The organism is Ruegeria sediminis, from assembly GCF_005938215.1.
Classification (GTDB): Bacteria; Pseudomonadota; Alphaproteobacteria; order Rhodobacterales; family Rhodobacteraceae; genus Ruegeria; species Ruegeria sediminis.
Window position 1 is genome coordinate 184,879 of record NZ_VCPD01000006.1, and the last position, 26,078, is coordinate 210,956.

At 63.2% G+C, this 26,078-nt stretch carries 24 protein-coding genes; 7 read left to right on the forward strand and 17 right to left on the reverse strand.

The genetic code is table 11. The features are described from left to right. The first annotated feature begins 6 nt into the window (after positions 1 to 6). From FGK63_RS16490 to FGK63_RS16500, 3 genes are read left to right on the forward strand one after another with little or no spacing between them, the layout of a single operon-like run. Complete coding sequence (locus tag FGK63_RS16490) at positions 7 to 1,191, forward strand: M24 family metallopeptidase (RefSeq protein WP_138844271.1); 1,185 nt, start codon at positions 7 to 9, stop codon at positions 1,189 to 1,191. Between the two features lie 3 nt (positions 1,192 to 1,194). Beyond that, on the forward strand, positions 1,195 to 2,355 hold the full coding sequence (argE, locus tag FGK63_RS16495; RefSeq protein WP_138844274.1) for an acetylornithine deacetylase: 1,161 nt from the start codon (positions 1,195 to 1,197) through the stop codon (positions 2,353 to 2,355). Next, complete coding sequence (locus FGK63_RS16500; RefSeq protein WP_138844276.1) at positions 2,348 to 3,034, forward strand: GntR family transcriptional regulator; 687 nt, start codon at positions 2,348 to 2,350, stop codon at positions 3,032 to 3,034. The genes argE and FGK63_RS16500 overlap by 8 nt, the downstream gene beginning before the upstream one ends. Positions 3,035 to 3,103: 69 nt before the next feature. On the opposite strand, the gene FGK63_RS16505 is transcribed toward FGK63_RS16500, so the two are convergent. From FGK63_RS16505 to FGK63_RS16520, 4 genes are all read right to left on the reverse strand, one after another. Then, complete coding sequence (locus tag FGK63_RS16505; RefSeq protein ID WP_246044064.1) at positions 3,104 to 5,281, reverse strand: polysaccharide biosynthesis tyrosine autokinase; 2,178 nt, start codon at positions 5,279 to 5,281, stop codon at positions 3,104 to 3,106. Positions 5,282 to 5,336: 55 nt separating this feature from the next. Further along, positions 5,337 to 6,701 carry a polysaccharide biosynthesis/export family protein gene (locus FGK63_RS16510; protein ID WP_246044065.1) on the reverse strand — a complete coding sequence of 455 codons (1,365 nt, stop codon included), beginning with the start codon at positions 6,699 to 6,701 and terminating at the stop codon, positions 5,337 to 5,339. A gap of 122 nt (positions 6,702 to 6,823) precedes the next feature. Further along, positions 6,824 to 7,366 (reverse strand): transcription termination/antitermination protein NusG, encoded by a 543-nt coding sequence (gene nusG / locus FGK63_RS16515; RefSeq protein ID WP_138844278.1) that lies wholly within the window; start codon positions 7,364 to 7,366, stop codon positions 6,824 to 6,826. Positions 7,367 to 7,477: 111 nt separating this feature from the next. Beyond that, positions 7,478 to 8,581 (reverse strand): MraY family glycosyltransferase, encoded by a 1,104-nt coding sequence (locus FGK63_RS16520; protein ID WP_138844280.1) that lies wholly within the window; start codon positions 8,579 to 8,581, stop codon positions 7,478 to 7,480. Between the two features lie 331 nt (positions 8,582 to 8,912). Between FGK63_RS16520 and FGK63_RS16525 the strand changes: the two genes are divergently transcribed. Both FGK63_RS16525 and FGK63_RS16530 read left to right on the forward strand, forming a co-directional pair. Beyond that, positions 8,913 to 9,197: a hypothetical protein gene (locus FGK63_RS16525; RefSeq protein WP_138844282.1), complete on the forward strand. Its 285-nt coding sequence runs from the start codon at positions 8,913 to 8,915 to the stop codon at positions 9,195 to 9,197. A gap of 218 nt (positions 9,198 to 9,415) precedes the next feature. Further along, the gene (locus tag FGK63_RS16530; RefSeq protein ID WP_138844290.1) at positions 9,416 to 9,940 is read left to right on the forward strand and encodes a hypothetical protein; all 525 of its coding nucleotides are present in this window, start codon (positions 9,416 to 9,418) and stop codon (positions 9,938 to 9,940) included. 74 nt (positions 9,941 to 10,014) lie between these two features. On the opposite strand, the gene gcvP is transcribed toward FGK63_RS16530, so the two are convergent. The 3 genes from gcvP to gcvT all read right to left on the reverse strand — a co-directional run bounded on the left by gcvP (position 10,015) and on the right by gcvT (position 14,433). Next, positions 10,015 to 12,873 carry an aminomethyl-transferring glycine dehydrogenase gene (gene gcvP, locus FGK63_RS16535; protein ID WP_138844292.1) on the reverse strand — a complete coding sequence of 953 codons (2,859 nt, stop codon included), beginning with the start codon at positions 12,871 to 12,873 and terminating at the stop codon, positions 10,015 to 10,017. An 82-nt stretch (positions 12,874 to 12,955) separates the two neighbouring features. Continuing rightward, positions 12,956 to 13,321, reverse strand: coding sequence for a glycine cleavage system protein GcvH (gene gcvH / locus FGK63_RS16540; RefSeq protein ID WP_138844294.1), 366 nt, complete (start codon positions 13,319 to 13,321; stop codon positions 12,956 to 12,958). A gap of 14 nt (positions 13,322 to 13,335) precedes the next feature. Next, a complete protein-coding gene (gene gcvT, locus FGK63_RS16545) occupies positions 13,336 to 14,433 on the reverse strand; it encodes a glycine cleavage system aminomethyltransferase GcvT (RefSeq protein WP_138844296.1) in 1,098 nt (365 codons plus the stop codon). Positions 14,434 to 14,761: 328 nt separating this feature from the next. On the opposite strand from gcvT, the gene FGK63_RS16550 reads away from it, so the two are divergent. Then, a complete protein-coding gene (locus FGK63_RS16550; RefSeq protein ID WP_138844298.1) occupies positions 14,762 to 15,376 on the forward strand; it encodes a helix-turn-helix domain-containing protein in 615 nt (204 codons plus the stop codon). 11 nt (positions 15,377 to 15,387) lie between these two features. Here FGK63_RS16550 and FGK63_RS16555 read toward each other — a convergent pair whose 3' ends face one another. From FGK63_RS16555 to FGK63_RS16570, 4 genes are all read right to left on the reverse strand, one after another. Continuing rightward, positions 15,388 to 17,061: a sulfatase-like hydrolase/transferase gene (locus FGK63_RS16555; protein WP_138844300.1), complete on the reverse strand. Its 1,674-nt coding sequence runs from the start codon at positions 17,059 to 17,061 to the stop codon at positions 15,388 to 15,390. Between the two features lie 117 nt (positions 17,062 to 17,178). Continuing rightward, positions 17,179 to 17,421: a (Na+)-NQR maturation NqrM gene (nqrM, locus tag FGK63_RS16560; protein ID WP_138844302.1), complete on the reverse strand. Its 243-nt coding sequence runs from the start codon at positions 17,419 to 17,421 to the stop codon at positions 17,179 to 17,181. Positions 17,422 to 17,437: 16 nt separating this feature from the next. Beyond that, positions 17,438 to 18,463 (reverse strand): FAD:protein FMN transferase, encoded by a 1,026-nt coding sequence (locus FGK63_RS16565; RefSeq protein WP_138844304.1) that lies wholly within the window; start codon positions 18,461 to 18,463, stop codon positions 17,438 to 17,440. A 65-nt stretch (positions 18,464 to 18,528) separates the two neighbouring features. Next, positions 18,529 to 18,714, reverse strand: a complete 186-nt coding sequence (locus tag FGK63_RS16570) for a hypothetical protein (protein WP_138844306.1) — start codon at positions 18,712 to 18,714, stop codon at positions 18,529 to 18,531. 124 nt (positions 18,715 to 18,838) lie between these two features. Here FGK63_RS16570 and FGK63_RS16575 point away from each other — a divergent pair, with 124 nt between their 5' ends. After that, the gene (locus tag FGK63_RS16575) at positions 18,839 to 19,363 is read left to right on the forward strand and encodes a CBS domain-containing protein (protein WP_138844308.1); all 525 of its coding nucleotides are present in this window, start codon (positions 18,839 to 18,841) and stop codon (positions 19,361 to 19,363) included. Between the two features lie 28 nt (positions 19,364 to 19,391). On the opposite strand, the gene FGK63_RS16580 is transcribed toward FGK63_RS16575, so the two are convergent. From FGK63_RS16580 to FGK63_RS16605, 6 genes are all read right to left on the reverse strand, one after another. Further along, positions 19,392 to 20,057 (reverse strand): ABC-type transport auxiliary lipoprotein family protein, encoded by a 666-nt coding sequence (locus tag FGK63_RS16580; protein ID WP_246044066.1) that lies wholly within the window; start codon positions 20,055 to 20,057, stop codon positions 19,392 to 19,394. After that, the gene (locus tag FGK63_RS16585) at positions 20,054 to 21,769 is read right to left on the reverse strand and encodes an MlaD family protein (RefSeq protein WP_138844311.1); all 1,716 of its coding nucleotides are present in this window, start codon (positions 21,767 to 21,769) and stop codon (positions 20,054 to 20,056) included. The genes FGK63_RS16580 and FGK63_RS16585 overlap by 4 nt, the downstream gene beginning before the upstream one ends. Before the next feature lie 8 nt (positions 21,770 to 21,777). After that, entirely contained in the window at positions 21,778 to 22,593 is an 816-nt protein-coding gene (locus FGK63_RS16590) for an ABC transporter ATP-binding protein (protein WP_138844313.1), read from the reverse strand. 1 nt (position 22,594) lies between these two features. Beyond that, the gene (locus tag FGK63_RS16595; RefSeq protein ID WP_138844315.1) at positions 22,595 to 23,719 is read right to left on the reverse strand and encodes an ABC transporter permease; all 1,125 of its coding nucleotides are present in this window, start codon (positions 23,717 to 23,719) and stop codon (positions 22,595 to 22,597) included. A gap of 160 nt (positions 23,720 to 23,879) precedes the next feature. Continuing rightward, entirely contained in the window at positions 23,880 to 24,074 is a 195-nt protein-coding gene (locus FGK63_RS16600; RefSeq protein ID WP_138844317.1) for an argininosuccinate lyase, read from the reverse strand. A gap of 128 nt (positions 24,075 to 24,202) precedes the next feature. Beyond that, positions 24,203 to 25,981, reverse strand: coding sequence for an ABC transporter ATP-binding protein (locus FGK63_RS16605; RefSeq protein WP_138844320.1), 1,779 nt, complete (start codon positions 25,979 to 25,981; stop codon positions 24,203 to 24,205). Between the last annotated feature and the right edge of the window lie 97 nt (positions 25,982 to 26,078).

Consider the following 26,078-nt stretch of genomic DNA (forward strand, 5'->3'; position numbering starts at 1 on the left):
GCAAGCATGGCGCGCGAGAACATACCTTTCAGCTCCGCCGAATATGCCCGCCGCATCGCCCTCACCCGGTCGGCGATGGAGCGGGCCGGGTTGGATGCGATCTTTGTCACCGACCCGTCCAACATGGCCTGGCTGACCGGCTATGACGGTTGGTCCTTCTACGTGCACCAGGGCGTGATCCTGACCCACTCCGGCGAGCCCGTCTGGTGGGGGCGCTACATGGACAGCATCGGGGCCGGGCGCACCTGCTGGATGGCGCCTGAGAACATCCATGGATACGCGGACCATTTCGTGCAATCCACCCTGCGCCATCCGATGCAGGATCTGGCCGGGCACATGCGGGCGCTGGGGCTGGAAAGGGCGCGCATCGGGGTCGAGATGGAGAACTACTACTACTCGGCCAAGGCCCATGCGGTTCTCACCGGTGAACTGCCCGATTCGCAGATCACCGATGCGACCGCCCTGGTCAACTGGCAGCGCATCGTGAAATCCGGCGAAGAGATCGCGTTTATCCGCAACGCCGCGCGGATCTCGGAGAAGGTGATCGCCACCGCAATCGCAAAGGCCGAACCGGGCCTGCGCAAGAACGAGTTGGTGGCCGAGATCTTTCACGCCGGCATCACCGGGGTGGAGGACATATGGGGCGATTACCCGGCCATCGTGCCGCTGACGCCGTCGGGGCTGGACGCGACCGCCGCGCACCTGACATGGAACGGCGATCCGATGCGTGTGAACGAGGCGACGTTCTTCGAACTGTCGGGTTGCTATCGCCGCTATCACGCTCCGCTGTGCCGGACCGTCTATCTGGGCAAGCCGCCACAGGAGATGCTGGACGCCGAACAGGCGCAACTCGAAGGGATCGCTGCCGGTCTGGATGCGGCGCGCGCAGGCAATCGCGCCTGCGACATCGCCAACGCCTTCATCGGGGTGCTCAAGAAACACGGCATCCACCGCGAGGGTCGCTGCGGCTACCCGATCGGCCTCAGCTATCCGCCCGATTGGGGCGAGCGCACGGCCTCGATCCGCGCCGAGGACGAGACGGTGCTGCAGCCGGGCATGACCTTCCATTTCATGCCGGCGCTCTGGATGGAAAGCTGGGGATTGGAGACCACGGAAACCATCCTGATCACCGAAAACGGCCCCGCGGAAACCCTCTGCAATGTCGAGCGCAAGCTTTTCGTCAAGGAGTGAACGATGGACCGGCTGGAGCGTACGAAACAGATCCTGGCCGACCTGATCGCCTTCCCCACCGTGTCGGCCGACAGCAATCTCGAGATGATCGCGTACATGGCCGATCTGCTCGGAGAGGCGGGCGCCCGGGTCGATCTGATGACCGCGCCTTGCGGCACCAAGGCGAACCTGTTCGCCACCCTCGGCCCCGAGGTGGATGGCGGCATCCTGCTGTCAGGGCATAGCGACGTGGTTCCGATTGCCGACCAGGATTGGACCAGCGACCCGTTCCAGATGGCAGAGCGGGACGGGCGGCTTTACGGTCGCGGAAGCTGCGACATGAAAGGGTTCATCGCCGCGACCCTGGCCATGGCCCCGGCATACGCGGCGCAGGTTAGAGAGAGGCCGCTGCACTTTGCCTTTACCTATGACGAAGAGGTCGGCTGTTTCGGCGCGCAGCACCTGGCGCAGGTTCTGCGCGACCGGAACCTGACGCCGGGCATCGCCATCATCGGCGAACCGACAGGGATGCGCATCATCGAGGGGCACAAGGGCTGCTACGAATACACCACCCGGTTTCACGGGCTGGAAGGGCACGGCTCGCTGCCCGATCAGGGGGTGAACGCCGTCGAATACGCGGTGCGCTATGTCAACAAGCTGCTGGGTCTGAAAGACCAGTTGCGCGGCATGGCGCCCGCATCCAGCCGCTTCGATCCGCCCTGGACCACGGTGAACGTGGGCGCGCTGACCGGCGGGGTCGCTCATAACGTGATCGCCTCGAAGGCGCAGATCGATTGGGAGATGCGGCCCGTGCAGGCCGCGGACGCCGATTTCGTCAAGGCCGAAATGGCGCGCTACTGCGACGAGGACCTGCTGCCGCGAATGCGCGCTGTGCATCCCGAGGCTGCGATCGAACTGAGCGTGATCGGCGAAGTGGCCGGGCTGATCCCGACGGACGAGAACGAGGCGCGCCGCATCGTGGCCGAACTGACTGGCGCCAACGGCGCGGATCTGGTCGCCTTTGGCACCGAGGCGGGCATTTTCCAGGCGCTCGGCACCGACGTGGTCGTCTGCGGCCCTGGTTCGATCGAACAGGCGCACAAGGCCGACGAGTTTCTGTCGCTGGACCAGCTGTCGCAATGTATCGGCATGCTCGAGCGGCTCGGGGGAAGGCTGAATGGCTGAAACCGGGGTCCGCGATCGGCATGACGCGATCCATCACGAGATCCGCCAGCGCATCTGCCTGCTTGACTATCCACCGGGCGAGAAACTGTCCGAAGCGGAACTGGCGGCGGAATTCGGCATCAGTCGCACGCCGTTGCGGCGCGTGCTCGCCCGGCTCGAGGACGAGGGGCTGGTGCAATCCCAGCACGGCGTCGGAACCTTCGTGACAAACGCCGATCTGGGCGAACTGGAACAGGTCTACCGCTTGCGGGTCGAACTGGTGGAATTGACCGGCCGCCTTGATCCCGTGCCGCCGGATGCGGCCTACCTAGCCCGCTTCGACGACCTGATCGGGCAGAGCCATCGCATCATGGCCTCCGGCACCCCGCGCGCGTTCACGCAATTCGACATGCTGGTGTTCCAGACCCTGCTGGACCTGACCGCGAACGAACCGCTCCGCGCGGTGCAGGAGCGGCTCTATTACCAGACCAAGCGCATCTGGCTGACATCTGCGATGGCCGCGCAACTGGATCTGAGTGACGAATTCCGCATCTTCCACCACGAGTTGGAAGCGATCCGGCTGGCCCTGCAGGCGGGGGATCTGGATGCCGTCGCCCATATCCAGCGCGCCCATATCTCGATGAGCTTCAACAGGCTGCTGAACCGCAGCGGCAGACCGGAAGCGACACGCGCGACATAGACGGAACGCGAATCGACATCAGGGGATGTCCGCGTTCCGGCGTCGGCCGGCGGCATCGCGAACTGCCGATCAGTTCGTGTAGTACTTCCGCCCGTATTGCGCATAGGCGCCGTATTGGCCGCCATATCCGTAGCGTTTCATGCCCTTCATGTCGATCTGGCTGAGCACCAGGCCGGAGGGGCGAAAATTGACGCTTTCCAACATGCGAAGACCTTCGGCAACCTGCGACTGGTCGGTCGAATCCCAGTGAACGGCGAACAGCAGCGCATCAACATGCTGGGCGATCGTGCGGGCGTCGGGAACGACCAGCACCGGCGGCGTGTCGATGATTACGACGTCGTATTGCGACCGGGCCTCGGTCATCAGTTGCGCGAACCGCTCGGACGAGAAGAGGTCGGCGACGTTGGCTTCGAATTTCTCGCCGAGCAGCACATCGACACCGACTTCGGGGATGTGGCGGACGACGTCCGAAAGGCCGGCGTCGCCGGCCAGAACGGCGATCAGGCCGCGTTTGTAGTCTTCGGCCGAGAAATACTCCGCGAAGACGAGGCGGCGCAGGTCGCCTTCGATCAACAGAACCCGCTTGTTCAGGCAGGCAAAGCTCTGGGCCAGCGCCAGCGACAGCGTGGTCTTGCCTTCGCCGGGGATCGAGGAGGTGAGCATGATCACCTGCGGCGGCTGGTCCACGTTCGACAGCGCGACCGAAGTGCGCAGGTTGCGGATGGCTTCGGCCGCGGCTGAAGTGGGCTTTTCGCGGAGGTACTGGATCACGTCCTTGCGCTGCTTCGCGGGCAGGCTGGGGATCTGGCCCATGACCGTGACGCCGGTCGATTGTTCCAGTTGCTGCGACGTGCGGAAGGTGTTGTTGAGGAATTCCCGCATCAGGACGAGACCCGCGCCGAGCATCAGGCCAAGAATGCCCGCCAGCGCAAGGACCCGCGTTTTCTTGGGCGCCGAGGGAATGGTGGGCAGCACCGCCATGGACAGAACCCGGCTGTCCGCCTGCTGGATGCCCTGCTGCACCGACGTTTCCTTGAGGCGGCCCAGGAAATATTCATAGATCGACCGCGCCGCCTCGGCCTCGCGCGTCAACTGTTGCAGCGTCACCAGATCCTTCGACTGGCGGTCGATCTGGGTTTCGATGTTGGTCAGCGACTGGGTCAGACCTTCGGTCTGGCTCTGCGCGCGCGCGCGCGCCACGGTTTCGTTCTGGATCAGCTGCTGGAACTGGGTGTCGAACAGGTCCGCCGGCATGGTGCCGGCCTCGACCCGCGCAAGGCTCTGGGTCAGGGTCGGATTGCTTGCGACCTGCGCCATGTTCTGCCGGTCGCCCGAGGCGGCGGCGGCTTCGAGTTGCGCGATGCGCGCCGAGATTTCCTCCACCCGGTCCGAGGTCGCCTTCAGTCGCTCGCGGGTGTCCTTGGCCTGCCGGTTCAGCGCCTCGAAGGCTTCGGGGCTGATCAGTTCGGTGCCGGCGTTGAATTCCTTGGCCTTGGCCTCGGCGGTTTCCAGTTCGATCTGCAGCGACGCGACCCGCTCCGAAAGCCATCCGGTCGCGCGCTGGGTTGCCTCGAACTTCACGTCCAGCTGGTTCAGGATGTAGAGATCGGCAAGCGTATCCGCGATCAGCTTGGACTTGGCGGGGTCCTCGGTCGTCGCCTTGATCGCAAAGACGTAGGTATTGCGGAGGTTCGAGACATCGAAGGCCTTGAGGACGTTGGTGGTGACCTCCTCGATGGTCTGGTCCGGCGTCTCGGGGGCGGGTTCATCTTGAGCGACGATCAGTCCCCGCACGAAATCCTTGACCTTGCCGATGGAAAATCCCGGGTCGTCGCGGAGGTCCGGGTTGAACTCGGGGTCGTTGACGAGGTCCAGCTCAACCACCAGCTTCTTGGCGAGTTCCCGGGATTTCAGCACCTCGACTTCGGTGTTGATGCTGGTCTGATCGCCCGACAGGCCCGAGACGACGTTTTCGAAATCGACCACCTGCCCCTGGCGGTTTTCCAGGGTCACGAAGGCAGTCGTCGAATAGACGGGAACTGCGATGAAGAACGCCCAATAGGCGGCTACGAAGATCGCCGCCGCCATGGAGCCTGCGATCCACCACTTGCCCCGCCAAAGCGTCCGGAACAGTTCCACCAGATCGATCTCGTCGTCATCGATCGGAGCGATCTCGGGCGGGTGCGCGCCGGAACCCTGATTCGCGGTTGTGACATTCTTGCGGTGGATCGGCTCGATTTTGGTCACTCGGAAGTTCCAGTTTTCATGTATCGACGGGTTCAGGCCAAGGCGGAACGGCGCATCAGTTCACGGCGCTTGCCACCGACGAGGTCACCAGGTTCGGCGCCAGCTGGGTCAGCACCCGGTTCCACTTGGTGATCGGCTGTTCGGCTATGAAAATGACGTCATTCGGACGCAGTTCCATCCGTGTCGCCAGAATGAAATTCGCGGCGTTCGTCGCGTCCAGATTCCAGGCGGTCACGCCCGAGAACTCGTTCGGGTTTTCATTGCCACGCAGGATGTAGATCTGGCGCGGGTTGCCCGTTCGCGAATGGAAACCGCTGCTTTCGCTGTAAAGCGCATCGGCCAGGGTTGCCCTACGCTCGAACGGCAGCGGGTAGCGGGCCTGTTTGAAGACCTCGCCGACCAGGTAGGCATAGTCGCGCTCCACCGCGTCGACGGCCAGACGGTCGCTGAAATTCTCGCGCTGCTCCTCAAGCTCGCTGCGGCGAAGATCGACCTCGAGTTCCAGTTCGTCCAGCGCGTTCTTGCGCGCCGTCTGTCGGAACGTGTTCAGCTGGATCTGCTGCGCGAAGTACTCGGACGCCTTGTCGAGCTCGAATTCGGTGTCGACAAAGACGCTGTCGCCGTTCTGCAGTACGACGTTCTGCAACTCGCCCTTCTTGAAATACTCGGTCACCGGAATCTGATAGAGCGTCCCGTCGCGGTAGATCCGCACCGAGGCATAATCCTGATCGGCCAGGTCGAAACCGCCCGCCGCGTTGATCGCCTGATTCAGGCGCAGCGGCGTCAGCGTCAACGGCACGACGGTGGCGTTCTGTACCGCGCCGCCGACGGTCACGCGTTGCGAGTTGAACTCGGCGATCTCCAGGCTGAAGGCGGGGTTGATGCCGGCCTCGACCAGTTTGTTGAAGACGGAATTCTCGGCCTCTTCCAGGGTCTTTCCGGCCACCACCACGCGGCCCACGTCCGGGATCGAGATCGCGCCGTCATCCTGGACCGTATAGCCCTGGCGGCGGTTCTCGGCCGCCAGCAGACCGCTCAGCTGTTCGACCGAGGTGGCGGCGCTGGGCGTGGCCAGCAGCAGCTTGTCCTCGATGCCGATGCGATAGGCGTCGCGCACGGCTTCCGGCGGCACGCGGGTCTCAAGCCGACCGGGGCGCGTCTCGGGTAGGAAGGCCGGTTCGATCGCGGTCGAAGGCATGTTGAACCCGCCAGATGTGCCCGCCGAAGCGAAAAAGGCTTCGGGCAATTGCTTGGGCACATAGCTCGACCGGTTCGCGGCCAGCACGGTCTCGGCGGTAAGCGGGATCACCCGCACCTTGGAGCCGGCATCGGTGACGCCTTCGGACACCGAGGAGGAGTGATAGGCGACACCACAACTCGCCAGCAGCAAGACGCCCAAAAGCGGCAAGACTTTCTTCACGGTCAACTCCACCTGAGATTTTCCTGAGATCATGGCTTCCTACTCAGTCCGCCGAATCTGCACAAGCTGCGATGCTGGATCCCGTGCCATGTGTTGCGATTCCGCAGTTGTTTCTCCGTTTCTCATGCGCGCATAACGCTGCGCTTGTCGGCCGACAACCGGGTTTCGCGCCCGAGGACATCAAGCAGCAGCCAGATGCGGTCATTCGCGGCGACCGACTCGACCTTGGCCGCGAAACCGGCGAAGGGGCCGTGGATGATCTGCACCTCGCTGCCGGCTGCAAGAGAGTCCTCTGGGGGCGTGTCCATCCCGGCTGAAAACCGGCTGCGCAGGTCGGTGATCAGATCCGCGGGAACGATGGCGGGGCGGTCCCTGGTGAAGCTGACCAACCGCGACACACCGTAGGTGCTGTTGATCTTGCGCCAGGGACCGGAGCTCAGGTCGGCCTGCACGAAAACGTAGCCGGGAAACAGGGGGCTGATCTTCTCGCTGAACCGGCCGCCGGAACGACGGGTCTCGCGGATCTGCGGTATGAACAACCGGAATCCCTGGTTTTCCAGATTGTGCTGGGCACGCGGCAGCATGTTGGGTTTGGCTTGCGCCAGCAGCCAGACCTTCGACGTGTCCGCGTCATCGAACTGCCTATGCGATAGAACCTGATTCACGTTGCACTGCCCTGTTTTTCCGGTGCTATAGCGCCGCGGCTTCCGAAAAAAAACCCATTACGCGGCTGGAATGTTTGTGCGGGATCTGGCCGGGCGACATCATCGTGATGCTCAACCAGCCGGAGAGACGTTTTGCGGAAAACGCAGGCGCGGCCGGCGCAGCCGCGCCTGAGCCGCCGCTATCCCCAGCGAATACGTCGCCACGAAGGCGACACCAAAGAACACCAGCGCGATGAAGGACATCAGCGGATCGTTCCAGAACACCACTCCCGCGATCATCGGCGTTGCGATGAAGGGCAGCATCACGCTGGTTGCGAGCGGGTTGGAGACCATGCGCCTGTTGCGGCCCAGGAAAAAGATCTCGAGCCCGCGCAGCACCAACTGGTGAAAATGCAGCCGGTCCGCGGTGTCGAGGCTGACACCCCTGCGCCGGCGCCTGTAGATCGCGAAAAGCGTGTCGGCCAGCGGCCAGAAGAACAGCAGGAACATCGCCCAGGTCGAGGTCGTCGGTTCGGCATGCAGGATCACCAGCGCGGTCCATGTCAGCATGTAGCCGATGATGTAAGCGCCCCCGTCGCCCAGAAAGATGCGCCCGAAGGGGAAGTTGAAGACGAAGAACCCCGCGATCGAAACCGCCGTGATCATGCTCATGGTCAGGATCTCGGGCTGGCCACTGCGAATGGCGATGGCGGCAAGGGCGACGGCGATCAGGATGCCGGTCCCCGACGCCAGCCCGTTGAGCCCGTCGATCAGGTTGAAGGCGTGGCAATAGCTGGCCACGACGAAAAGCGTCACGAGGATGGCCGCCGGAGTGAAATAGAAGGCCCATTCCAGAACGTAGGAATCGGCGGTCGTGATCCAGATGCCCAGAACCCAGACCGCGACCAGCGCCGACAGGGCGGATGCCGCGTAGCGGACCTTGGTCGAGATGTGGCGGAACAGATCTTCCGCCAGGCCTGTCGCGTACATCGGCAGAGAGGTCAGCAACAGAATCAGGTAGAGCGGCTGACCCTCGAAACTGGCGACCCCGGCGCCGGCCAGCATGCCGGCCATGACCGCCACGCCGCCGATCCGTGGGGTCGGCGCGGTGTGCGACGCCTGGATCGCGGCGGTATCGTCGCCGGAACCGGTCAGTCGAAGGTGCTTGTTCTTGGTGAGAACCAGGATGGTACAGGTCAGGAGGGACGCGGCAAAAGAGGCCCAGAAAACGGTCATGGGGTACACAACATCCAATGCAAGAGTAAAGCTTCCGGTTGTGCCGATAACTCAATTCGAGACCGGAGGTAAATACCGGACCATTGCGTAAGTAGAGTAGAAATTTCCCCACGCGAAATCGCGACTCCACCGGATCAAGACAATGACGTTCACGCCCTTGTTTTCTTGGCTTGCAGCCCGAATTGACGTCTGAATCTTACGAAAGGTAAACGCGCAACTCGATGCAAAATAGCCACAAATCGAAAAACCCGTATTGACCGCTGGCAAAAAAAGCGGTTCAAACTGAAATTGGCTCGTAGTGCCCCTTTAGAGATTTCCGAGGAGACTGTTTATGGCGATCCGACAAACCCTGATTGCTGCCGCGGCCTTGGCCGTGACAGCGGCGCCCGTATTCGCGCAGAATACCGTGCAGCCGCAGCCGCAGACCGTTCAACTCACCCGGGAGTTGTGCCTGAAGCCGGAAAACGCCGAACGCGCGGAATGCGCGGCCCTCCTCGAAAACGCAACGAATCTCGTGCCGCTGATCGGCGCCGGCGCCGGCCTTCTTGCTGTTGCTGCCGCTGCGGGCGGCGGCGGTGGCGGTTCGACCATCAGCACCACCGGCACCATCAACTGAATCGCGCCCAGTTGGCGTGATCACAGGCCCGCCCCTTTGGCGGGCCTTTTGCTTTTGGCTCCCCAAACTCGACTTTTTCGGGCGATCCTGATAGGATTGACGCCTTGTTACTCGATTAATTGAAGCTCCTATTGAGCGCCCGTCCGCGGTTCCTTTGGCGCCGGCGCGGCGCGTGACCCTGTCCTTGCTTCGGACAGGCAGAACCAGGGGGCGGTTCCATGAACAATGCCGACCAGGCCGCATCGCGGCCCCGGGAAAGCTGTGCCCGGTCACCAGAAAAAGCACACCGCCTTGCGTCAGCCATCGCGGCGGTGGTGCTGGCACTCGGTATCGGCGGGACAGGGCAGGTGTCGGCCGAGAACACGTCACCAGCGCCTCACGTTGTCGGCAATGACCGGGGCGGTTCGATCAAGGCGCGGCTCTTTCAGATCCGCAGGCTGCGCGCCAGCGGTCAGCGGGTCGAGATCCGCGGCAAGTTCTGTTTTTCGACCTGCACGATGCTGTTGGGTCTGCCGAACACCTGCATCCTGCCCGAAACCCAGTTCGGGTTTCACGGCCCATCGCTGAACGGGCGGCGTCTTGCGCCGGACCGGTTCGAATATTTCTCGCGCGTCATCTCGCAGTACTATCCTCAGCCTTTGCGGGACTGGTACATGAAGACCGGAAGAAACCGGTTGAACCCGATCTATCGGATCTCGGGGGCCAGGATCATTGCGATGGGTATCGCTGCCTGCGACGCATGAAGTAGAAACGGGCCGGTTCAACCGGCCCGCTGATTGTACTCAACGTTCTCGACGGAATCAGGCGCTTGCGGCCGTCAGGCCGCGTCTTCCTCGTAATCCGACATCGGCGGGCAGGTGCAGACCAGGTGCCGGTCGCCATAGGCGTTGTCCACACGGTTCACCGGCGACCAGTACTTGTCGACGCCCAGGGATCCTGCCGGGAAGCAGGCCTGTTTGCGGGTATAAGGACGATCCCATTCGCCCACCAGGTCGCGCACCGTGTGGGGCGCGTTCTTGAGCGGGTTGTTCTCGGGGTCGATCTTGCCGTCGATGATGTCCTGCGCTTCCTGTCGGATCGACAGCATGGCGTCGCAGAAACGGTCCAACTCGTCCTTGGGTTCGGATTCGGTCGGCTCCACCATCAGGGTGCCGGCGACCGGCCAGGACATGGTCGGCGCATGGAAGCCCGAGTCGACCAGGCGCTTGGCGATATCATCGACGTTGACGTTTCCGTCTTCCGCCAGCGGCCGGGTGTCGAGGATGCATTCATGCGCCACGCGGCCGGATTTCGAGGTGTAGAGGATCTTGTACGCATCCTTGAGCCGCGCGGCGATGTAGTTCGCATTCAGGATCGCCACCTTGGTCGCCTGCGTCAGACCCGCACCGCCCATCAGCAGCACGTAGGCCCAACTGACCGGCAGGATCGAGGGCGAGCCGAAAGGCGCCGCCGACACCGGCCCCACGGCCGAGCCGTATTCCGGGTGGCCCGGCAAATGCTCGGCCAAGTGCGCCTTGACGCCGATCGGGCCCATGCCGGGGCCGCCGCCGCCATGCGGAATGCAGAAGGTCTTGTGCAGGTTCAGGTGGCTCACGTCGCCGCCGATATCGCCGGGTCGCGAGAGGCCGACCATCGCGTTCATGTTGGCTCCGTCGATATAGACCTGACCTCCATGTTCGTGGGTGATCTGGCAGACCTCCTGCACCGTTTCCTCGAACACGCCGTGAGTGGAGGGATAGGTGATCATGCAGGCCGCCAGTTGGTCCGTGTGCTTCTCGGCCTTTTCGCGGAAATCGGCGACGTCGATGTTGCCATGCGCGTCCGATTTCACCGGCACCACCTGATAGCCGACCATCTGCGCCGAGGCCGGGTTGGTGCCATGCGCCGAGGTCGGGATTAGGCAGACGTTCCGATGCCCCTCGCTGCGCGCGATGTGATAGTTGCGGATGGTCAACAGCCCGGCATATTCGCCCTGCGCGCCCGAGTTCGGCTGCTGGCTGATCGCGTCATAGCCGGTGATCTGGCACAGCTTGTCATTCAGGTCCGCGATCATCTCGTGATAGCCCTGCGCCTGGTCCTCGGGCACGAAAGGGTGCAGGTTCGAGAATTCCGGCCAGGTGACGGGGATCATCTCGATCGTCGCATTCAGCTTCATGGTGCAGGAACCCAGCGGAATCATCGCCCGGTCCAGCGCCAGGTCGCGGTCTGCCAGACGGCGCATGTAGCGGGTCATCTCGGCCTCGGCCCGGTTCTTGTGAAAGATCGGGTGGGTGAGATAGGGCGTTTCGCGAAGCGCATAGTCCGGCAGCCGGTAGGCGCGGTTCCTGACGCTGTCGTCCTTCTTGTCGATGCCGAAGGCGCCCCACACCGCTTCGATGGTCTCGGCGCGGGTCTGTTCGTCAAGGCTGATGCCGACCCTGGTCTCGCCCACCTTGCGCAGGTTGACGCCGCGGGCGACGGCCGCCTCCATGACGGTTTTCTGCAGCGGGCCGACCTCGACCGTGATGGTGTCGAAGAACACTTCGGGTTCGACCTTGAAACCGTGCTCCTCCAGCCCGGCAGCCAGGCGCGAGGTCTTGCGGTGCACCGACTGGGCGATGGCCTTGATGCCGTCCGGCCCGTGGTAAACCGCGTACATCGAGGCCATCACCGCCAACAGAGCCTGTGCGGTACAGACGTTCGAGTTGGCCTTCTCGCGGCGGATGTGCTGCTCGCGGGTCTGCAGCGCCAGGCGGTAGGCCTTGTTGCCGCGGCTGTCGATCGACACGCCGATGATCCGCCCCGGCATCGCCCGCTTGAGCTTGTCGGTCGTGGCCATGTAGGCGGCGTGTGGGCCGCCGAAGCCCATGGGAACGCCGAAACGCTGCGTCGAGCCGACGGCGATGTCCGCGCCCATCTCTCCCGGCGATTTCAGCAGCGCCAGCGACAGGATGTCGGCGGCGACGATGGCGATGGCGTTATGTTCGTGCAGGGCCGCGATTTCGGCGGTGAAGTCGCGCACATGGCCGTAGGTGCCCGGATACTGGAAGATCGCGCCAAAGACCGCGCCGGGATCCAGATCGTCGGGATCGGCAACCGTGACATCGATGCCCAGTGGTTCGGCGCGGGTCCTGATCACCGCGATGGTCTGCGGGTGGCAATTCCTGTCGACGAAGAAAGCGGCGTTGTTCGCCTTGGACCGTCCACCGCGCTTGGCCATCGCCATCGCCTCGGCCGCCGCGGTCGCCTCGTCCAGCAGCGAGGCGTTGGCCACGTCCAGACCGGTGAAATCGCTGACCATGGTCTGATAGTTCAACAGCGCCTCGAGCCGCCCCTGTGAGATTTCGGGCTGGTAGGGCGTGTAGGCGGTGTACCAGGCCGGGTTTTCCAGGATGTTGCGCAGGATCGGCGCCGGTGTCGTGGTGCCGTAGTAGCCCTGCCCGATCAGCGATGTCAGCACCTTGTTCTTCGAGGCGACCTGTTTCATGTGATAGAGCGCGTCGCGCTCGGTCATGGCCGGACCCCAGTCCAGCGGCTCTTCCTGCCGAATGGCGGGCGGAACGGTCGCGTCGATCAGTTCGTCGAGTGTCTTGAACCCGATCACCTTGAGCATGTCGGCCATCTCGCGGGGGCTGGGTCCGATGTGGCGGCGGTTGGCGAAGTCGTAGGCTTCGTAATCGGTCAGTTTGAAGGCCATGTCTGCGCTCCTGTGTCGAAACTGGCGCCCCGTGGAGGTTGCGGATGCCTCCGGCGGGAGTATTTGGGAAAAGATGAAGCGGTCAGCCGATAAAGGCCTTGTAGCCGTCCAGATCCATCAGCTCCTCAAGCTGCGATGCGTCGGCAAGCTTGATCTTGTAGATCCAGGCGTCGCCTTCGGGGCTGTCGTTCAGCGCGCCCGGGTTGTCGGCCAGTTCCTCGTTCACCTCGACCACCTCGCCATCCACGGGCGCGTAGATCTCCGAGGCGGCCTTGACCGACTCGATCACGCCGATCTCGTCGCCCTTGCCGAATTCGTCGCCGGTTTCCTTCTGCTCGACGAAGACGACGTCGCCCAGCTGATCGGCGGCGTGCTGGGTGATGCCGAGGGTGGCGATGTCACCTTCGACGGTGATCCACTCATGTTCTTCCGAGTAATAGGTCGCCATGTTTTTCTCCTGACTTATCGCTTGTAATTTTGGGTGACGAAGGGCAGCGCCACAACCTCGGCCGGTTGCGCCTTGCCGCGGATGATGAGGTTCACCTTTTCGCCCGGCCGGTCATGGCCGGCCGAAACATAGCCCATTGCGACCGGACCGCCGACGGTGGGGCCGAAGCCGCCCGAGGTGATCTGGCCGATGGTGTCTCCGCCAAGGTTCTGGATCTCGACGCCCTGGCGTGCCGGAGCGCGGCCTTCGGGCCGGATGCCGACCAGCTTGCGCATCGTGCCTTCGGCCAGTTCCTTCTGGATGCGGGCCGAGCCGGGAAAGCCGCCCTCTTCCCTGCGGCGTTTCTGGATCGCCCAGGACAGGTTCGCCTCGACGGGCGATGTCGTCTGGTCGATGTCATTCCCGTAAAGACAAAGGCCCGCCTCAAGCCGCAGGCTGTCACGCGCGCCAAGGCCGGCCGGTTCGCAGTCTTCATGCGCCAGGAATGCTCGGGCGATGCCGATCGCCTTGTCTTTGGGGATCGAGATTTCGAAGCCGTCCTCGCCGGTGTACCCAAGACGCGAAATGCGGCAGGCGACGCCGTCGATGTCGCCGATGGCGGTTTCCATGAACTTCAGGTCGCGCGCCGCGGGGCACAGCCCGCCCACCACGTCCTCGGCGCTTGGACCCTGCACGGCGATCAGCGCGCGGTCGAAGATCTCGGTCACTTCGACGCCTTCCAGGCTGGCTTTCATGTGCGGGATGTCCTGGTGGCGCAGCGCGGCGTTCACCACGACGAAAAAGTGATCGCCGGCGTTCGACACGATCAGATCGTCCATGATCCCGCCGGCGTCGTTGGTGAAGAAGCCGTAGCGCGCCTTGCCTTCCTTCAGGCTGGAGAAGACCTGCGGGCAGATCGCCTCGAGCTTTTCGCCCACGTTCTCGCCCTTCAGCATCACCTGTCCCATGTGCGAGACGTCGAAAAGCGCAGCCTTTTCACGGCACTGGTTGTGTTCGCCCATGATGCCCATCGGATATTGCACCGGCATTTCCCAGCCGGCGAAGTCAACCATCTTGCCGCCAAGCTCGACATGCAAATCAAAGAGCGGGGTGCGTTTGGGCGCGTCAGTCATGACGTGTGCCTTTCTCGTGAATGTTCTGCGCGGCCGCGGAATACCTTGGCGGCGCAATCTGCAACGTGAACGACAGGGGCGAGGTTAGGGCCGAATCCGGTACAGGGAAAGCCACCATCAGCTGCGGACAAGGTGATCGGGTCAATTGCACTCATGGGCTGTCCCTTCGGAGTAGCGTGTTCCACAACAGATATGCGGCCGCCGTATACCATGGTATGTCTCCAATAGGAAACTTTTTCCCTATAATCAACAAAAGATATGTTGGGGAAATTTTGACTAAATGATGCATCAAACATAAGCTGTGTGAGAAACAGGGGATTTCGTGCGCATGGAACCGGTTCAATCAGAAGATACAGGACCCGCCGCCGAGGCGATGGAGGCTCCGGACGGGGAAACCCTGGGCAAAATGATTCGGGATGCCCGCAAGGAAAAGGGGCTGACGCTGGAGGAAGCAGCCAGAGCGGCGGCCATAGGCCGCTCGACGCTGTCGAAGATCGAAAACAACCAGACGCGGCCCAGCTTCGAGATCATCCGCCGCCTGATGCAGACCCTGGAACTGGAAACGCCACAGCTGTTCCTGCAATCGGCGCAAAGCGACATTTCCGGGCGCCGCGACCATACCCGGTCGGGCGAGGGCGAGCATCAGGTGACGCGCACCTACGACCACGAGCTTCTTTGCAATGAACTGACCACAAAGCGCATGCTGCCCTATATCAGCACGATCAAGGCGCGGGACATGTCCGAGTTCGAGACCTGGGTGCGCCACCGGGGCGAAGAGTTCATGTTCGTGATCAGCGGCGAGGTCATTCTCTACACCGAACACTATCGCCCGCTGCACATGAAGGCGGGTGACTCGGTCTATTACGACAGCGGCATGGGGCATGGCTGCGTTTCGACCAGCGAAGAGGATGCCCGGGTCCTGTGGGTTTCTCTCGCTGACTGAACGCGAACGGCCTATTTCTTGGCAAGATACTCTCTGTACGGTTTCGCCTTGCGGCCACGGTATTTGACGGTCAGTTCCAGCGGCGTGTCATTCTCGTCATAGACGCCGATGACGACGCCGCGGCCACGGCTTTCGGTCCGCATGTCCATCAATTGCCGATGCGATCGCGTAGTCCGCTGCGACGGTCGGCGCGCCCAGCGGAACAGGTGATCGTACATTTCGTCGATCACCTCGGAATGATCGGCGCTGGCGCCCAGATCGACCAGTTCGCCCGGATCGTTTTCCAGGTCGAACAGGATCGGGCGGTGACCGCCTTCGCAATGGACCAGCTTCCATTCCTTGGTTGCCACCATGAAAGTCACCGCGTCGCGCACGCCTGCGTCCAGCATGTTCGCCACCGGCGAGCCGGAATAGTCGTATTCGCTGATGACGAAACTCCGTCCGGTCTCATCGGCTTCGCCATGCAGGATCGGCAGCAGCGAGTGTCCTTCGAGAACGTGGCCCGCGATCTCGCCGCCCGCGACCTCGACGAAGGTCGGGACAAGGTCGATCGACTCGACCAGGGCGTCGCAGACGGTTCCGCGCGTCGCGTCCGCTTGTGGGGACGGATCGTAGATGATCAGCGGCACCCTGGTCGAGGCGTCGTGATAGAAGGTCTTTTCGCCCATCCAGTGATCGCCCAGGAAATCGCCGTGATCCGAAGTCAGCACGATCATCGTGTCCTGCATCCGGCCGGTCCGTTCCATCCAGTCGAACAGGCGGCCCATCTGGTCGTCGGCCTGTTTGATCAGGCCCATGTAGGCGGGGATCACTGCCTCGCGCACGTCCTGGCGGGAAAAGGTCTGACCGACTTTCGTGTCCATGAACGCCTTGAGCACCGAATGCGCATTCTGACGCTCGGCCTCGGACCGGTTGACCGGCAGCACGTGTTCGGGGCCGTACATCGACGCATAGGGCTCCGGCACGATGTAGGGCCAATGCGGCTTGATGTAGCTCAGGTGACAGCACCACGGGCCTTCATGCGTCTCCATGAACTCGATGCCGCGCCTGGTGAGGTACGGCGTCTCGCTGTCCTCTTCCGCGATGTTGGCGGCTTCGGGAGAGTGCTTCAGGAACCAGCCAGACAGCACGTTGCCTTCCGCGTCCAGGCCGGAATTCGCGAAATCGTGCCAGGGATTGTCGCTCTCGTATCCCTTGAACTGCAGGTACTTGTTGTATTCTCTGGCCCCGTCGGGATCGTAGTATCCGTCCGGCCCCTCGGGCAGCATGCCGTCATCGCGTTCGAACACGTCGAAACCGCATTCCGCCACCCGCGCGCCGATCAGGCTGTCGGGCTCCAGCCCGAGGCGCGCCATGCCTTCGGCATCGGCGCGCATGTGGGTCTTGCCGACCAGCCAGCAGTCCATCCCGGCCTTACGCAAGTGATCGCCCATGGTCAGTTCGCCGACCTTCAACGGGATGCCGTTCCAGGACGCGCCGTGGGAATGCACGTATCGCCCGGTATAGGTGGACATGCGGGAACTGCCGCAGATCGGAGACTGGATATAGGCGCGGGCAAAGCGGACACCCTGCGCCGCCAGCCGGTCGATATTCGGCGTGTGCAGATGCGGATGGCCGTAGCAGCTGAGGTAATCCCATCGCAGCTGGTCGAACATGATGAAAAGGATGTTCTTCGCTTCGGCCATGCGCCCCGCCGCTCCCGCAATTCGTTCACTTGCTAACGTATCGGGAAATCTGCGGCCCGCGAAGGAGGTTCTGACGCTATGCGGGTCCGGCCCGGAGACGCCGGAACCGATCCGGGCTCAGGCGTCCGCCTTGCTGTCCATCTGGTTCAGCATCTTGCGGGCGCGCTTGCACTGCAGCTTGTCCCGCAACGGGCTGTCCGGGTCGATGTCCTTTTGGCAGACGACGCATTTGTCGGCCCCCGAGATCGCGTTCAGGCCGCCGCAACTGCCCTTGATCGTCTTGCCCATCAGCATGACGCCCAGCGACATGCCGACGACAACGATCACCAGAAGCACGAAAGCCAGAATGAATGTCGTCATGTCGGTCTCCGTCCCGTCAGTTCCGCGCCAGCGCGTCCTTGAACGCGTTGCTGTGCACCGTGATATAGGCTTCGTCGCCGCCTGTCACATCCCGAGCGATGAAGAACACAGCGATATCGTTGGCCTCGGCGACTTTCAGGCCCTCTTCCTGGCCCAGCGCGAGCATCGCGGTCGCCCAGGCGTCGGCCATCATCGCCGTGTCCGCCAGCACCGTGACCGAGGTCGTCCGGTGCGTGATCGGCCGCCCGGTTGTCGGGTCGATGATGTGCGAATACCGGACGCCGTCCTGTTCGAAGAAATTCCGGTAGTCGCCCGAGGTCGCCATGCCCAGGTCGCTCACCTGCACCACCAGTTGCACCGTCTGCGAACCGGGTTCGGGTTTTTCGATGCCGATCCGCCAGGCCTCGCCCTTGTCGTTCTTGCCGCGTGTCACCAGATCGCCGCCGATCTCGACCATGTAGTTCTCGATGCCGGCCGCCGTCAGCGCCGCAGCAACCGCGTCGATGCCGTAGCCCTTGGCGATTGCGGACAGGTTGATGCCGACGCTGCCGTCCGCCTTGGCCAGCTTTCCCGCGGACTGGTCCAGCGACAGAAGCTCCGACTGCCCCACCTTTTCCAGGGCGGCGGCGATGTCCTCGTCCGACGGTACCGGGTCTTCGGGTTTGCGCGGGCCGAAGCCCCACAGTTCGATCAAGGGTCCAAGGGTCACGTCGAATTTGCCGCCGCTCTTGGCGTGGACCTCGTTGGCGGCTGCGATCACGGTCGCGAACTCGGCCGAGACCGGGATCGGGGCGGTGCTGTCCGAGGCGGAAAAGGTCGACACTTCGGACGCCTCGTCCCAATTCGACATCTTGGCATTGACGGCGGCCAGGGTTTCCTCGACCGACCGGCCCAGCGCCGCTTCGTCCAGATCCTCGCCGATGGCGGTCACGTTGTAGGTCGTTCCCATGGTTTCGCCGGACAGGCGGACCACTTCGGGCTCCTTGTCGAACAGGCAGCCGGAAACGAGCAGGACCAGGGTCAGGACAGACCATCGGCGCATCAAGGAACCTCCAGTAGAAACGCACCCGGCGTATGACAGCGCCCCCTAGCGGAGTCAAACCGCCATCAGTACTTCAGGGGAAGAAACGCCAGCACCAGCAGGCCGATTGCCGCCGGTATCCCGAACGCCCATGCGCGCCGCTGCCAGCCCGGGGTCTGTTCCTTCCACGCCAGACGGAAGCGGTGGCCGCAGACGACCACGATGAAGACGATCAGGGCGCCGGTGAGCGGGGTCAGGTGAAGATCGGGCAAGACGTTGAAAACCCCTTGTTCTGCGGCATTTGGCGGCGGTCGACGTATTTGTACTCTATACAGGTCGCGCGCCTGCGGTAAGGTGGGGGTGAAAACCTCGACCGACACAGGAGGATACCCATCCATGGCCCCGACCTCTTACCAGGCACCGATGCGCGGCGACAAGGAGGACCAGCACACCTACAGCCAGACGCCCGAGTCGAATTTGTCGCACGCGCAATCGACCGTGGCCAAGCTGCTGGAAGGCAAGGGGGACGTGATCGTTGCGGTGCGGCCGGCCGACACGATCCACCACGTCGTCGAACTGATGAAGGAGAAACGCATCGGCGCCGTGTTGGTGACCGACCAGAATGGCGATCTGCAGGGCATCCTGTCCGAGCGCGACATCGTGCGACGGCTTGCCGAAACGCCGGGCCACACCCTGCCGCAGACCGTCGAGGAACTGATGACCCGCGACGTGCATACCTGCACGCCCGACGACTATCTGATGGACATTCTCAAGCGCATGACCGAAGGGCGCTTCCGGCACATGCCCGTGATGAAGGACGGCCACCTGTGCGGCGTGATCTCGATCGGCGACGTCATCCATTTCCGGTTGAACGAACTGGAATACGAGGCGCTGCGGATGAAGCAGATGATCGTCGGCTAGAGCGGCCGCGATCTCGGCGCACGACCGATCAGTTCAGCGACGGTCTCGGATTCCGCGAGGCGTGGGAATGCATGGTGCGGATGCTCCATTCGACGGCATCGCGCATCGCATCGCCCAGCGCCTCGTCAAAGGCCGCCGCCAGTTCCGGCGCCTTGTCGCTTGCCGAGATCTGGTACTCCTGGAACGAGCGCGATCCGATGATGTGGTCTTCGTAGGTGTCGATGATCTTGATGTTCATCCGCACATCGACCTGCAGCGTCGGGGGCTGGCCTGATCCGGGCACCACGTGGGCCTGGAATTCGCGCAGTTCCGTGACGATCTGGTAATCCGCGCGCAGCCCGACCGTGGAACGGCCCACCGCGGCGACCTTGCCGGAGTTTTCAAAGCTTTCGATCAGCAGCGCCTGCACGATCAGCGGGGCCCGGTCGACCCAGCGCGCCTGCGGAAGGTACTGAACCTGCAGCGGGGTCGGCTGCACCGCGATGCGGTCCGTGTCCACCGCGGCGGTGGCGGTAAGCTCCTCGACCACGACCTGCTGGTCGATGCGCGGCAGCGATTGGGAGAACGTGCTTTTCGGCGTTAGCACATACAGATCGTTCGGTTGCTTGACCGCCTTGGTGAGCGACCCAAGGCCGGCGCAACCGGTCAGAAGAAGGATCGTGCTCAATGCGACCATGTGGGCGTGCCATCTCATTGGCGAAACTCCGAGCTTTGGGTTCCAAGCAGGAAGCGCGCCGGGTCGCGCTCCACCCGGTCGACCAGGCGGTCGACATTGCTGACAAGACGCCGGGATTCCTCGACGAAGCGTTCCAGTTGCGGCAATCCGAAGCGCAGGAACTCGGAAATCGGACGACGGTTCTCCTGCACGATCGTGTCGATGGTGCCGACCAGTTCCGAGGCCGATTTCGACGCGCTCATGATCTCGGCGGAAATCGTGTCGAAATTGTCCGCCACCCGGTGAGCCGTGGTCGAGAGCGCGTCGACCGCCCCGCGCACGTCGGACACGATGGTTTCCACATCCTCGTTCACCACCTTGTTGACCGAGGAAAACGTCTGTTCCGCCACTCCCAGCGTGTCCTGCGCGGTGTCCATCGCCTTGGTGATCGCGGTCAAGGTTTCGTTGGCATTGGAGAAGGTTTCCGTCGCCACGGCAAGCGCGACGCTGCCCTCGTCGGACAGCAGCTTCAGGCGGTCCGAGACCTCGGACACGTCCGTGCCCACTTCACCGACCACGCGGTTGGCGGTCTGCGCGGCGCTGCGCAGATCCTCCATCATCCCCGGCAGGTCCTGCTGAACCGCCGCGTTGATGGTGGCGATCGCTTCCTTGGCATCGTTGGTTGCGATCTCGAAGGCGGTGATCGCGCTGGCGGTCTGGTCGAGCCGGGCCTGCGCGGTCTTGCCGACCTCGTCATAGCGGGTGATCAGCTTGGCGGCGTCCGCGCCGACGATGTTGATCTGTTCTTCCAGCACCTGGGCGGTTTCCAGCACCTGGTCCGCCAATTGCGGCAGCCGCTGTTCGATCAGGGTCTGCGCCGACTCGATCGTCGCGACGACCGTGGGTTCCAGCGTCTTCACCGTCGTATCCAGCGTCCTTGCGGCATCGGTGCCGTGCTTGAGGAATTCCGTCAACTCGTTCTGCATCAGGCCCTCGGCGGTGGCGAAGGCCTGGTTTGCGGTGTCGAGCGTTCCGACGGCGGTATCCGCGGCCTGCTTGGCCGACGACAGGGTTTCCTCGGCGGTGGTCAGCGTCTTTTCGGCGGTATCGGACAGTTGCCCCAGCTTGCCGCTGAAGGCCGAGATCTCCTGCGAGGCCTTGCCGAGATCGTCCGACAGGGTTTCGAAATCGGTCAGGGCGCGGTCCAGCTTGCCCGATGCGGATGAGAGGTTTTCCAGCAACTCGCTGACCGCGGCGCGGTTCTTGTCGTCCACGATGGATTGCAGGTCCTCCATCAAGGTGATGGCCTTGCTCAGCAGTTCCGGCGCCCCTTCAAAGATTGACTGCAGCGCGCTGCGCCGGCTTTTGATCACGCCGCCCGATGGCAGTAGGGCGGCGCTGGCCGATCCCCCCGACAGCGCGACGGTGCTGACCCCGGTTACGCCCAGCGACTGCAGTTCCGCGATCGTGTCGGTCTTGATCGGCGTATCGGCATCCACTTCCAGCCGGACGCGGACCTTGGACGGATCGTCGTCGTCAAGCTGCAGCGAGATCACCTGCCCGACCGGAAGGCCGTTGAACAGAACGGTTCCCGCGGTCGAAAGACCGGACACGTTGTCGAAGAGTACGTCGTAATAGTCGTACTGGCGGGTCACCTCGAACTTGGCGAGCCACAGCAGGAACCCGAACAGGCCAAGAATACCTGCCAGCGTGAATGCCCCGATCAGTATGTAGTTCGCCTTGGTTTCCATCGCCGTTCCTAGGTGCTCCGACCTTTCTCGCTTGCAGCGCGTGCCCGAGGCCCGGTGAAGTATTCGCGGACCCACGGATGGTCCACCGAAGCCATGTCCTCTATCGGACCCTCAACCAAGACGCGCTTCTCTGCAAGTACCGCAACCCGGTCACAGATGGCGTAAAGGCTGTCGAGGTCATGCGTCACCATGAAAACCGTCAGTCCAAGGGCCCGCTGAAGCTCGCCGATGAGATCGTCGTAGGCCGCCGCTCCGATCGGGTCCAGCCCCGCTGTCGGCTCGTCCAGGAACACGATCTCGGGATCCAACGCCAAGGCGCGGGCCAGCGCCGCCCGCTTGCGCATGCCGCCCGAAAGCTCGGACGGGAACTTGCTGCAACTGGTCAGGGGCAGGCCGACGAGGCTGATCTTCAATTCGCCTAGCTCCTGCATCAGCCGTTCGCTGATCTTCAGATGCTCGCGCATCGGCGCCAAGACGTTCTGCAGCACGGTAAGCGACGAAAACAGCGCCCCATACTGGAACGCAACGCCCCAGCTTTTCTCGATGCGCCTCCGGTCGGCTTCGGTGCCGTTCAGCACATCGACCCCGAGAACCTCGATGCTGCCGGCCGCGGGTTTGTTCAGGCCCACGATGCTCCGCATCAGCACCGATTTGCCGGTGCCCGAGCCGCCGACGACGCCCAGAACCTCGCCCCGCCAGACGTCGAGGTCGAGGTTTTCATGCACCACCTGCGGTCCGAACCGGTTGGTCAGGCCGCGCACACGGATCACCGCCTCGCGCTCGGCGTCGGCCTGGGTCGTACGCGGGGCTGGCGTGCCGTCCATGTCAGATCCCCATTTCCGAGAAAAAGATCGAAAACAGCGCGTCGAGCGTGATGACCATGAAAATGGACTGAACGACCGAGGCCGTCGTCCTGCGTCCCAGGCTTTCGGACGACCCCTGCACCTGCATGGCTTGCCAGCAGGCGATCACGCCGATGACCAGCGCAAAGAAAGGCGCCTTGATCATGCCGACGGCGAAATGCCAGACATCGGTGTTTTCCTTCAGCCGCGTGACGAACATGCCCGGACTGACGCCCAGGTCGATCCAGCTCATCAGCGCGCCGCCGATCAGGCCGGATATGTCGGCGATGAACCCCAGAACCGGCAGAACGATCAGCAGCGCGAGGATGCGCGGCACGACGAGAACCTCGATCGGGTCCAGCGCCAGTGTGCGCATCGCGTCGAGCTCTTCCTGCACCTTCATCGAACCGATAGAGGCGGTAAAGGCCGAACCCGACCTGCCCGCGACGATGATCGCCGTCAGCAGTATCCCCAATTCTCTCAGAACCGAGATCGAGATCAGTTCGACCACGAACACTTCGGCGCCGAATTGCTGCAATTGGGTGGCGCCCTGAAAGGCCAGCACGACACCGATCAGAAACCCCATGAGGGCGACGATGGGCACGGCCTTGAAACCGGTTTCTTCCATCTGCGTCACCAGCGACGCGCCGCGAAGCCGCCAGGGCATGATAAGACACCGAAGCAGGCGGTGCAGCGTCAGACCGAGGAATCCAAGGACCGACAGGGTGTCGGTCCAGGCGCCGACAACTCCTTTTCCCAACCGCTCAAGCCAAGCCACGAACCCGCCGGGCGGACCCTCGGGAACCAGTTCCTCGGGCATGTTCCGGGATACGGTTTCGATCAGGGCAGCCCGCGCGGGATCCGCACCCGTGATCTGCACGCTCACACCCTCGGCTTCCAGCCTGCGCCTGAGATCGGCAATCATCCAGGCGCCGCCGGTATCCAGCGCCTCCACGTCGGAGAGATCGAGGATCACGTCACCGCTTTCGGCGCGGAACCGGGCCAGCGGCGCCTCGATGCTGCCGAGGCTTCGCGTCAGAAGCTGGCCCGCGAACCGGACCAGCTGGCCACCAGCCGATTGTTCCGATGTTAGCGATGGGCTGGTCATGAACGGAATGAGATAGCGAGGCTTGGCATGCTGCAACGAGTTTGTGCCAAAAGGAGAAATTTTCCTAGGGAAGAGTGTAGGCGGGCTACAGTTCGGTCATGCGACCCGAGGTCGGAGCGCATGTACAGCAAACGCAAAGGCTGACCGGGCGCAGTCCGGATCACCAATCGAAGTGATAGTAGTTGCCGGCCCCGACATTGATATTCACCGGGCCGCATTGCCGCCCGACCGACACGCCGCCATGGACCCCGCCGGTTCCGACACCGACATTCACCCCGGTATAGGGGTTGGGGCTGCATTTCTCGCAACCGGAGACGACGGCTCCGGATAGTGCCAAAACAAGAAATAGTCGCATCTGCCTCCATCCGGGCAAGTGATCGTGCGGGGTCGCCACAGCCTAGCAAGTGGCGCAACCGTATCGCAAGCGGCGCAAGGCGACTTCCCTTCGCGGCGGTGCGACGCCCTTGCGCCCGGGCTGTCGGCTCACTTGTTTTGCAGCGCGTTCTTGTACTGGTGTTCGTAAAGGGTCCGGAACGGACCCTGCTGGTCGAGCAATTCCGTGGCGCTGCCCGTCTCGGCGACCTTGCCGCCCTCGATCACCACGATCCGGTCGGCGTGCAGGATCGTCGACAGGCGGTGCGCGATGATGATGGTCGTCCGCCCGGCGGTCAGCCGCTGCAGCGCCTCCTGGACCAGGTGTTCGGACTGCGAATCCAGCGCGCTCGTCGGTTCGTCCAGCAACAGGATCGGACTGTCCCGCAACAGCGCCCGCGCGATCGCGATCCGCTGTTTCTGGCCGCCGGACAGGAACGCCCCGTTCTCGCCGACGCGGGTATCGAATCCCCGGCCGAGCTTCATGATGAAATCGTAGGCGTTGGCGTCCCTGGCCGCCTTCTCGACCTCGGCGTCAGTCGCGCCCTCGCGGCCCAGCCGGATGTTGTCGGCGACCGAGGCCGAGAACAGGAACGTGTCCTGCCCCACGAAGGACATTTTCCGGCGCAGGGTCTCGAAGGAGGCCTGCCTGATGTCCTGCCCGTCCACCGAAACCGTGCCGGATTGCGGATCGTAAAGGCGAAGCGCCAGGTTGACGATGGTCGACTTGCCGCCGCCCGACGGGCCGACCAGAGCGGTCGTCTTGCCGGCGTCGAAGGTCAGCGAGAACTCCGACAGGATCGGCTTGTCCCGTTCGTAACCGAAAGAGACCTCGTCGAAGGTGATCTTGCCGGGACCGTCGGGCAGGCGCTGCGGGTTGTCCTTTTCGGCCAGGGTCTCGGGCTGGTCCAGCAGGCTGAACATCATTTCGACCAGGCGCAGGCCCACCTCGACCTTGACCCGCACACGGGAGAGTCGCTTGGCCGGTTCGTAGGCCATCATCAGCGCGGTGACGAAGGACATCAGCTGACCCGGCGTGGATGCCGCCGATCCGAATAGCTGTGCGGCGCTCAGCGCGATGACCGAGGCCACCGCGAAACCGGCAAGGATGTCCATCAGCGGGCTTGTCACCGCTTCTAGCCGGGCGATCGAATTGGCGCGTTTTTCGACCTGTTTGACGGCGTTGAACATGCGCTCCGCCATTCTCTCCTCAAGCGCGAATGCCTTGACGACGCGGATGCCGCGAGAGGTCTCCTGGATCACCTTCATGATTTCGGCCAGGGATTTCGTCTCCATCTGGACGATGTCCCGAACCTTCTTGACCAGCCGTCGAATTCCGATCAGGGCGAGAGGCCCGATCACCAGGGTGAACAACGACAATACCGGCTGCTGATAGAACATCACCGCCAGCAGGCCGATCAGGCTCAGCGTATCGCGCACGGCGCTGGTGACGATGATCTCGATCACCGTTCGCGCCGCCTGCGCGGATTGCGTGACCCGCATCAGCAGGTCCGAGCTTTCCGTCAGGTTGAAGAAGGAAACGCCCTGCCGCAGCAGTTTGTCATAAAGCTTGATCTGCTGCCGCGCCACGATCCGGTTTCCCGCCCGGCTGAGGGAGACGACCTGGACATAGGTGGCGATGCCCTTGATGAAGAAGATGCCGAACACGGCCATAGCCACGCTGAACACCCTGGACGCGTTGTCGGTTTCGAACAGTGAATCCACCACGTCCCGCATGATCCAGGCAATGCCGGCGGTCGTGCCCGCAACCAGGACCATCGCGACCGACGCCACGATGTAGTAGACGCGCTGCGACTTGATGTTCTCGCGCAAGAGCCGCCACAGAATGGACTTGTCCAGGCTGGCCCTGATCTTCTGCTTGGTATTCATCAAGGAATTTCCCGTGTCATCCATCCGTGCCGGCCGGTTTACGCCGCCCTCCCGGGCAACATGCAATTCCGCCCGCTTGATAGTGCCCGCCCCGACG

Excerpts from the sequence above, each read along its gene's own strand:
- FGK63_RS16490 (WP_138844271.1), top strand. The coding sequence starts at position 7 with ATGGCGCGCGAGAACATACCTTTCAGCTCCGCCGAATATGCCCGCCGC.
- argE (WP_138844274.1), top strand. The coding sequence starts at position 1,195 with ATGGACCGGCTGGAGCGTACGAAACAGATCCTGGCCGACCTGATCGCC.
- FGK63_RS16500 (WP_138844276.1), top strand. The coding sequence starts at position 2,348 with ATGGCTGAAACCGGGGTCCGCGATCGGCATGACGCGATCCATCACGAG.
- FGK63_RS16520 (WP_138844280.1), bottom strand. The coding sequence starts at position 8,581 with ATGACCGTTTTCTGGGCCTCTTTTGCCGCGTCCCTCCTGACCTGTACC.
- FGK63_RS16525 (WP_138844282.1), top strand. The coding sequence starts at position 8,913 with ATGGCGATCCGACAAACCCTGATTGCTGCCGCGGCCTTGGCCGTGACA.
- FGK63_RS16530 (WP_138844290.1), top strand. The coding sequence starts at position 9,416 with ATGAACAATGCCGACCAGGCCGCATCGCGGCCCCGGGAAAGCTGTGCC.
- gcvP (WP_138844292.1), bottom strand. The coding sequence starts at position 12,873 with ATGGCCTTCAAACTGACCGATTACGAAGCCTACGACTTCGCCAACCGC.
- gcvH (WP_138844294.1), bottom strand. The coding sequence starts at position 13,321 with ATGGCGACCTATTACTCGGAAGAACATGAGTGGATCACCGTCGAAGGT.
- gcvT (WP_138844296.1), bottom strand. The coding sequence starts at position 14,433 with ATGACTGACGCGCCCAAACGCACCCCGCTCTTTGATTTGCATGTCGAG.
- FGK63_RS16550 (WP_138844298.1), top strand. The coding sequence starts at position 14,762 with ATGGAACCGGTTCAATCAGAAGATACAGGACCCGCCGCCGAGGCGATG.
- FGK63_RS16555 (WP_138844300.1), bottom strand. The coding sequence starts at position 17,061 with ATGGCCGAAGCGAAGAACATCCTTTTCATCATGTTCGACCAGCTGCGA.
- nqrM (WP_138844302.1), bottom strand. The coding sequence starts at position 17,421 with ATGACGACATTCATTCTGGCTTTCGTGCTTCTGGTGATCGTTGTCGTC.
- FGK63_RS16565 (WP_138844304.1), bottom strand. The coding sequence starts at position 18,463 with ATGCGCCGATGGTCTGTCCTGACCCTGGTCCTGCTCGTTTCCGGCTGC.
- FGK63_RS16575 (WP_138844308.1), top strand. The coding sequence starts at position 18,839 with ATGGCCCCGACCTCTTACCAGGCACCGATGCGCGGCGACAAGGAGGAC.
- FGK63_RS16580 (WP_246044066.1), bottom strand. The coding sequence starts at position 20,057 with ATGAGATGGCACGCCCACATGGTCGCATTGAGCACGATCCTTCTTCTG.
- FGK63_RS16585 (WP_138844311.1), bottom strand. The coding sequence starts at position 21,769 with ATGGAAACCAAGGCGAACTACATACTGATCGGGGCATTCACGCTGGCA.
- FGK63_RS16590 (WP_138844313.1), bottom strand. The coding sequence starts at position 22,593 with ATGGACGGCACGCCAGCCCCGCGTACGACCCAGGCCGACGCCGAGCGC.
- FGK63_RS16595 (WP_138844315.1), bottom strand. The coding sequence starts at position 23,719 with ATGACCAGCCCATCGCTAACATCGGAACAATCGGCTGGTGGCCAGCTG.
- FGK63_RS16600 (WP_138844317.1), bottom strand. The coding sequence starts at position 24,074 with ATGCGACTATTTCTTGTTTTGGCACTATCCGGAGCCGTCGTCTCCGGT.
- FGK63_RS16605 (WP_138844320.1), bottom strand. The coding sequence starts at position 25,981 with ATGAATACCAAGCAGAAGATCAGGGCCAGCCTGGACAAGTCCATTCTG.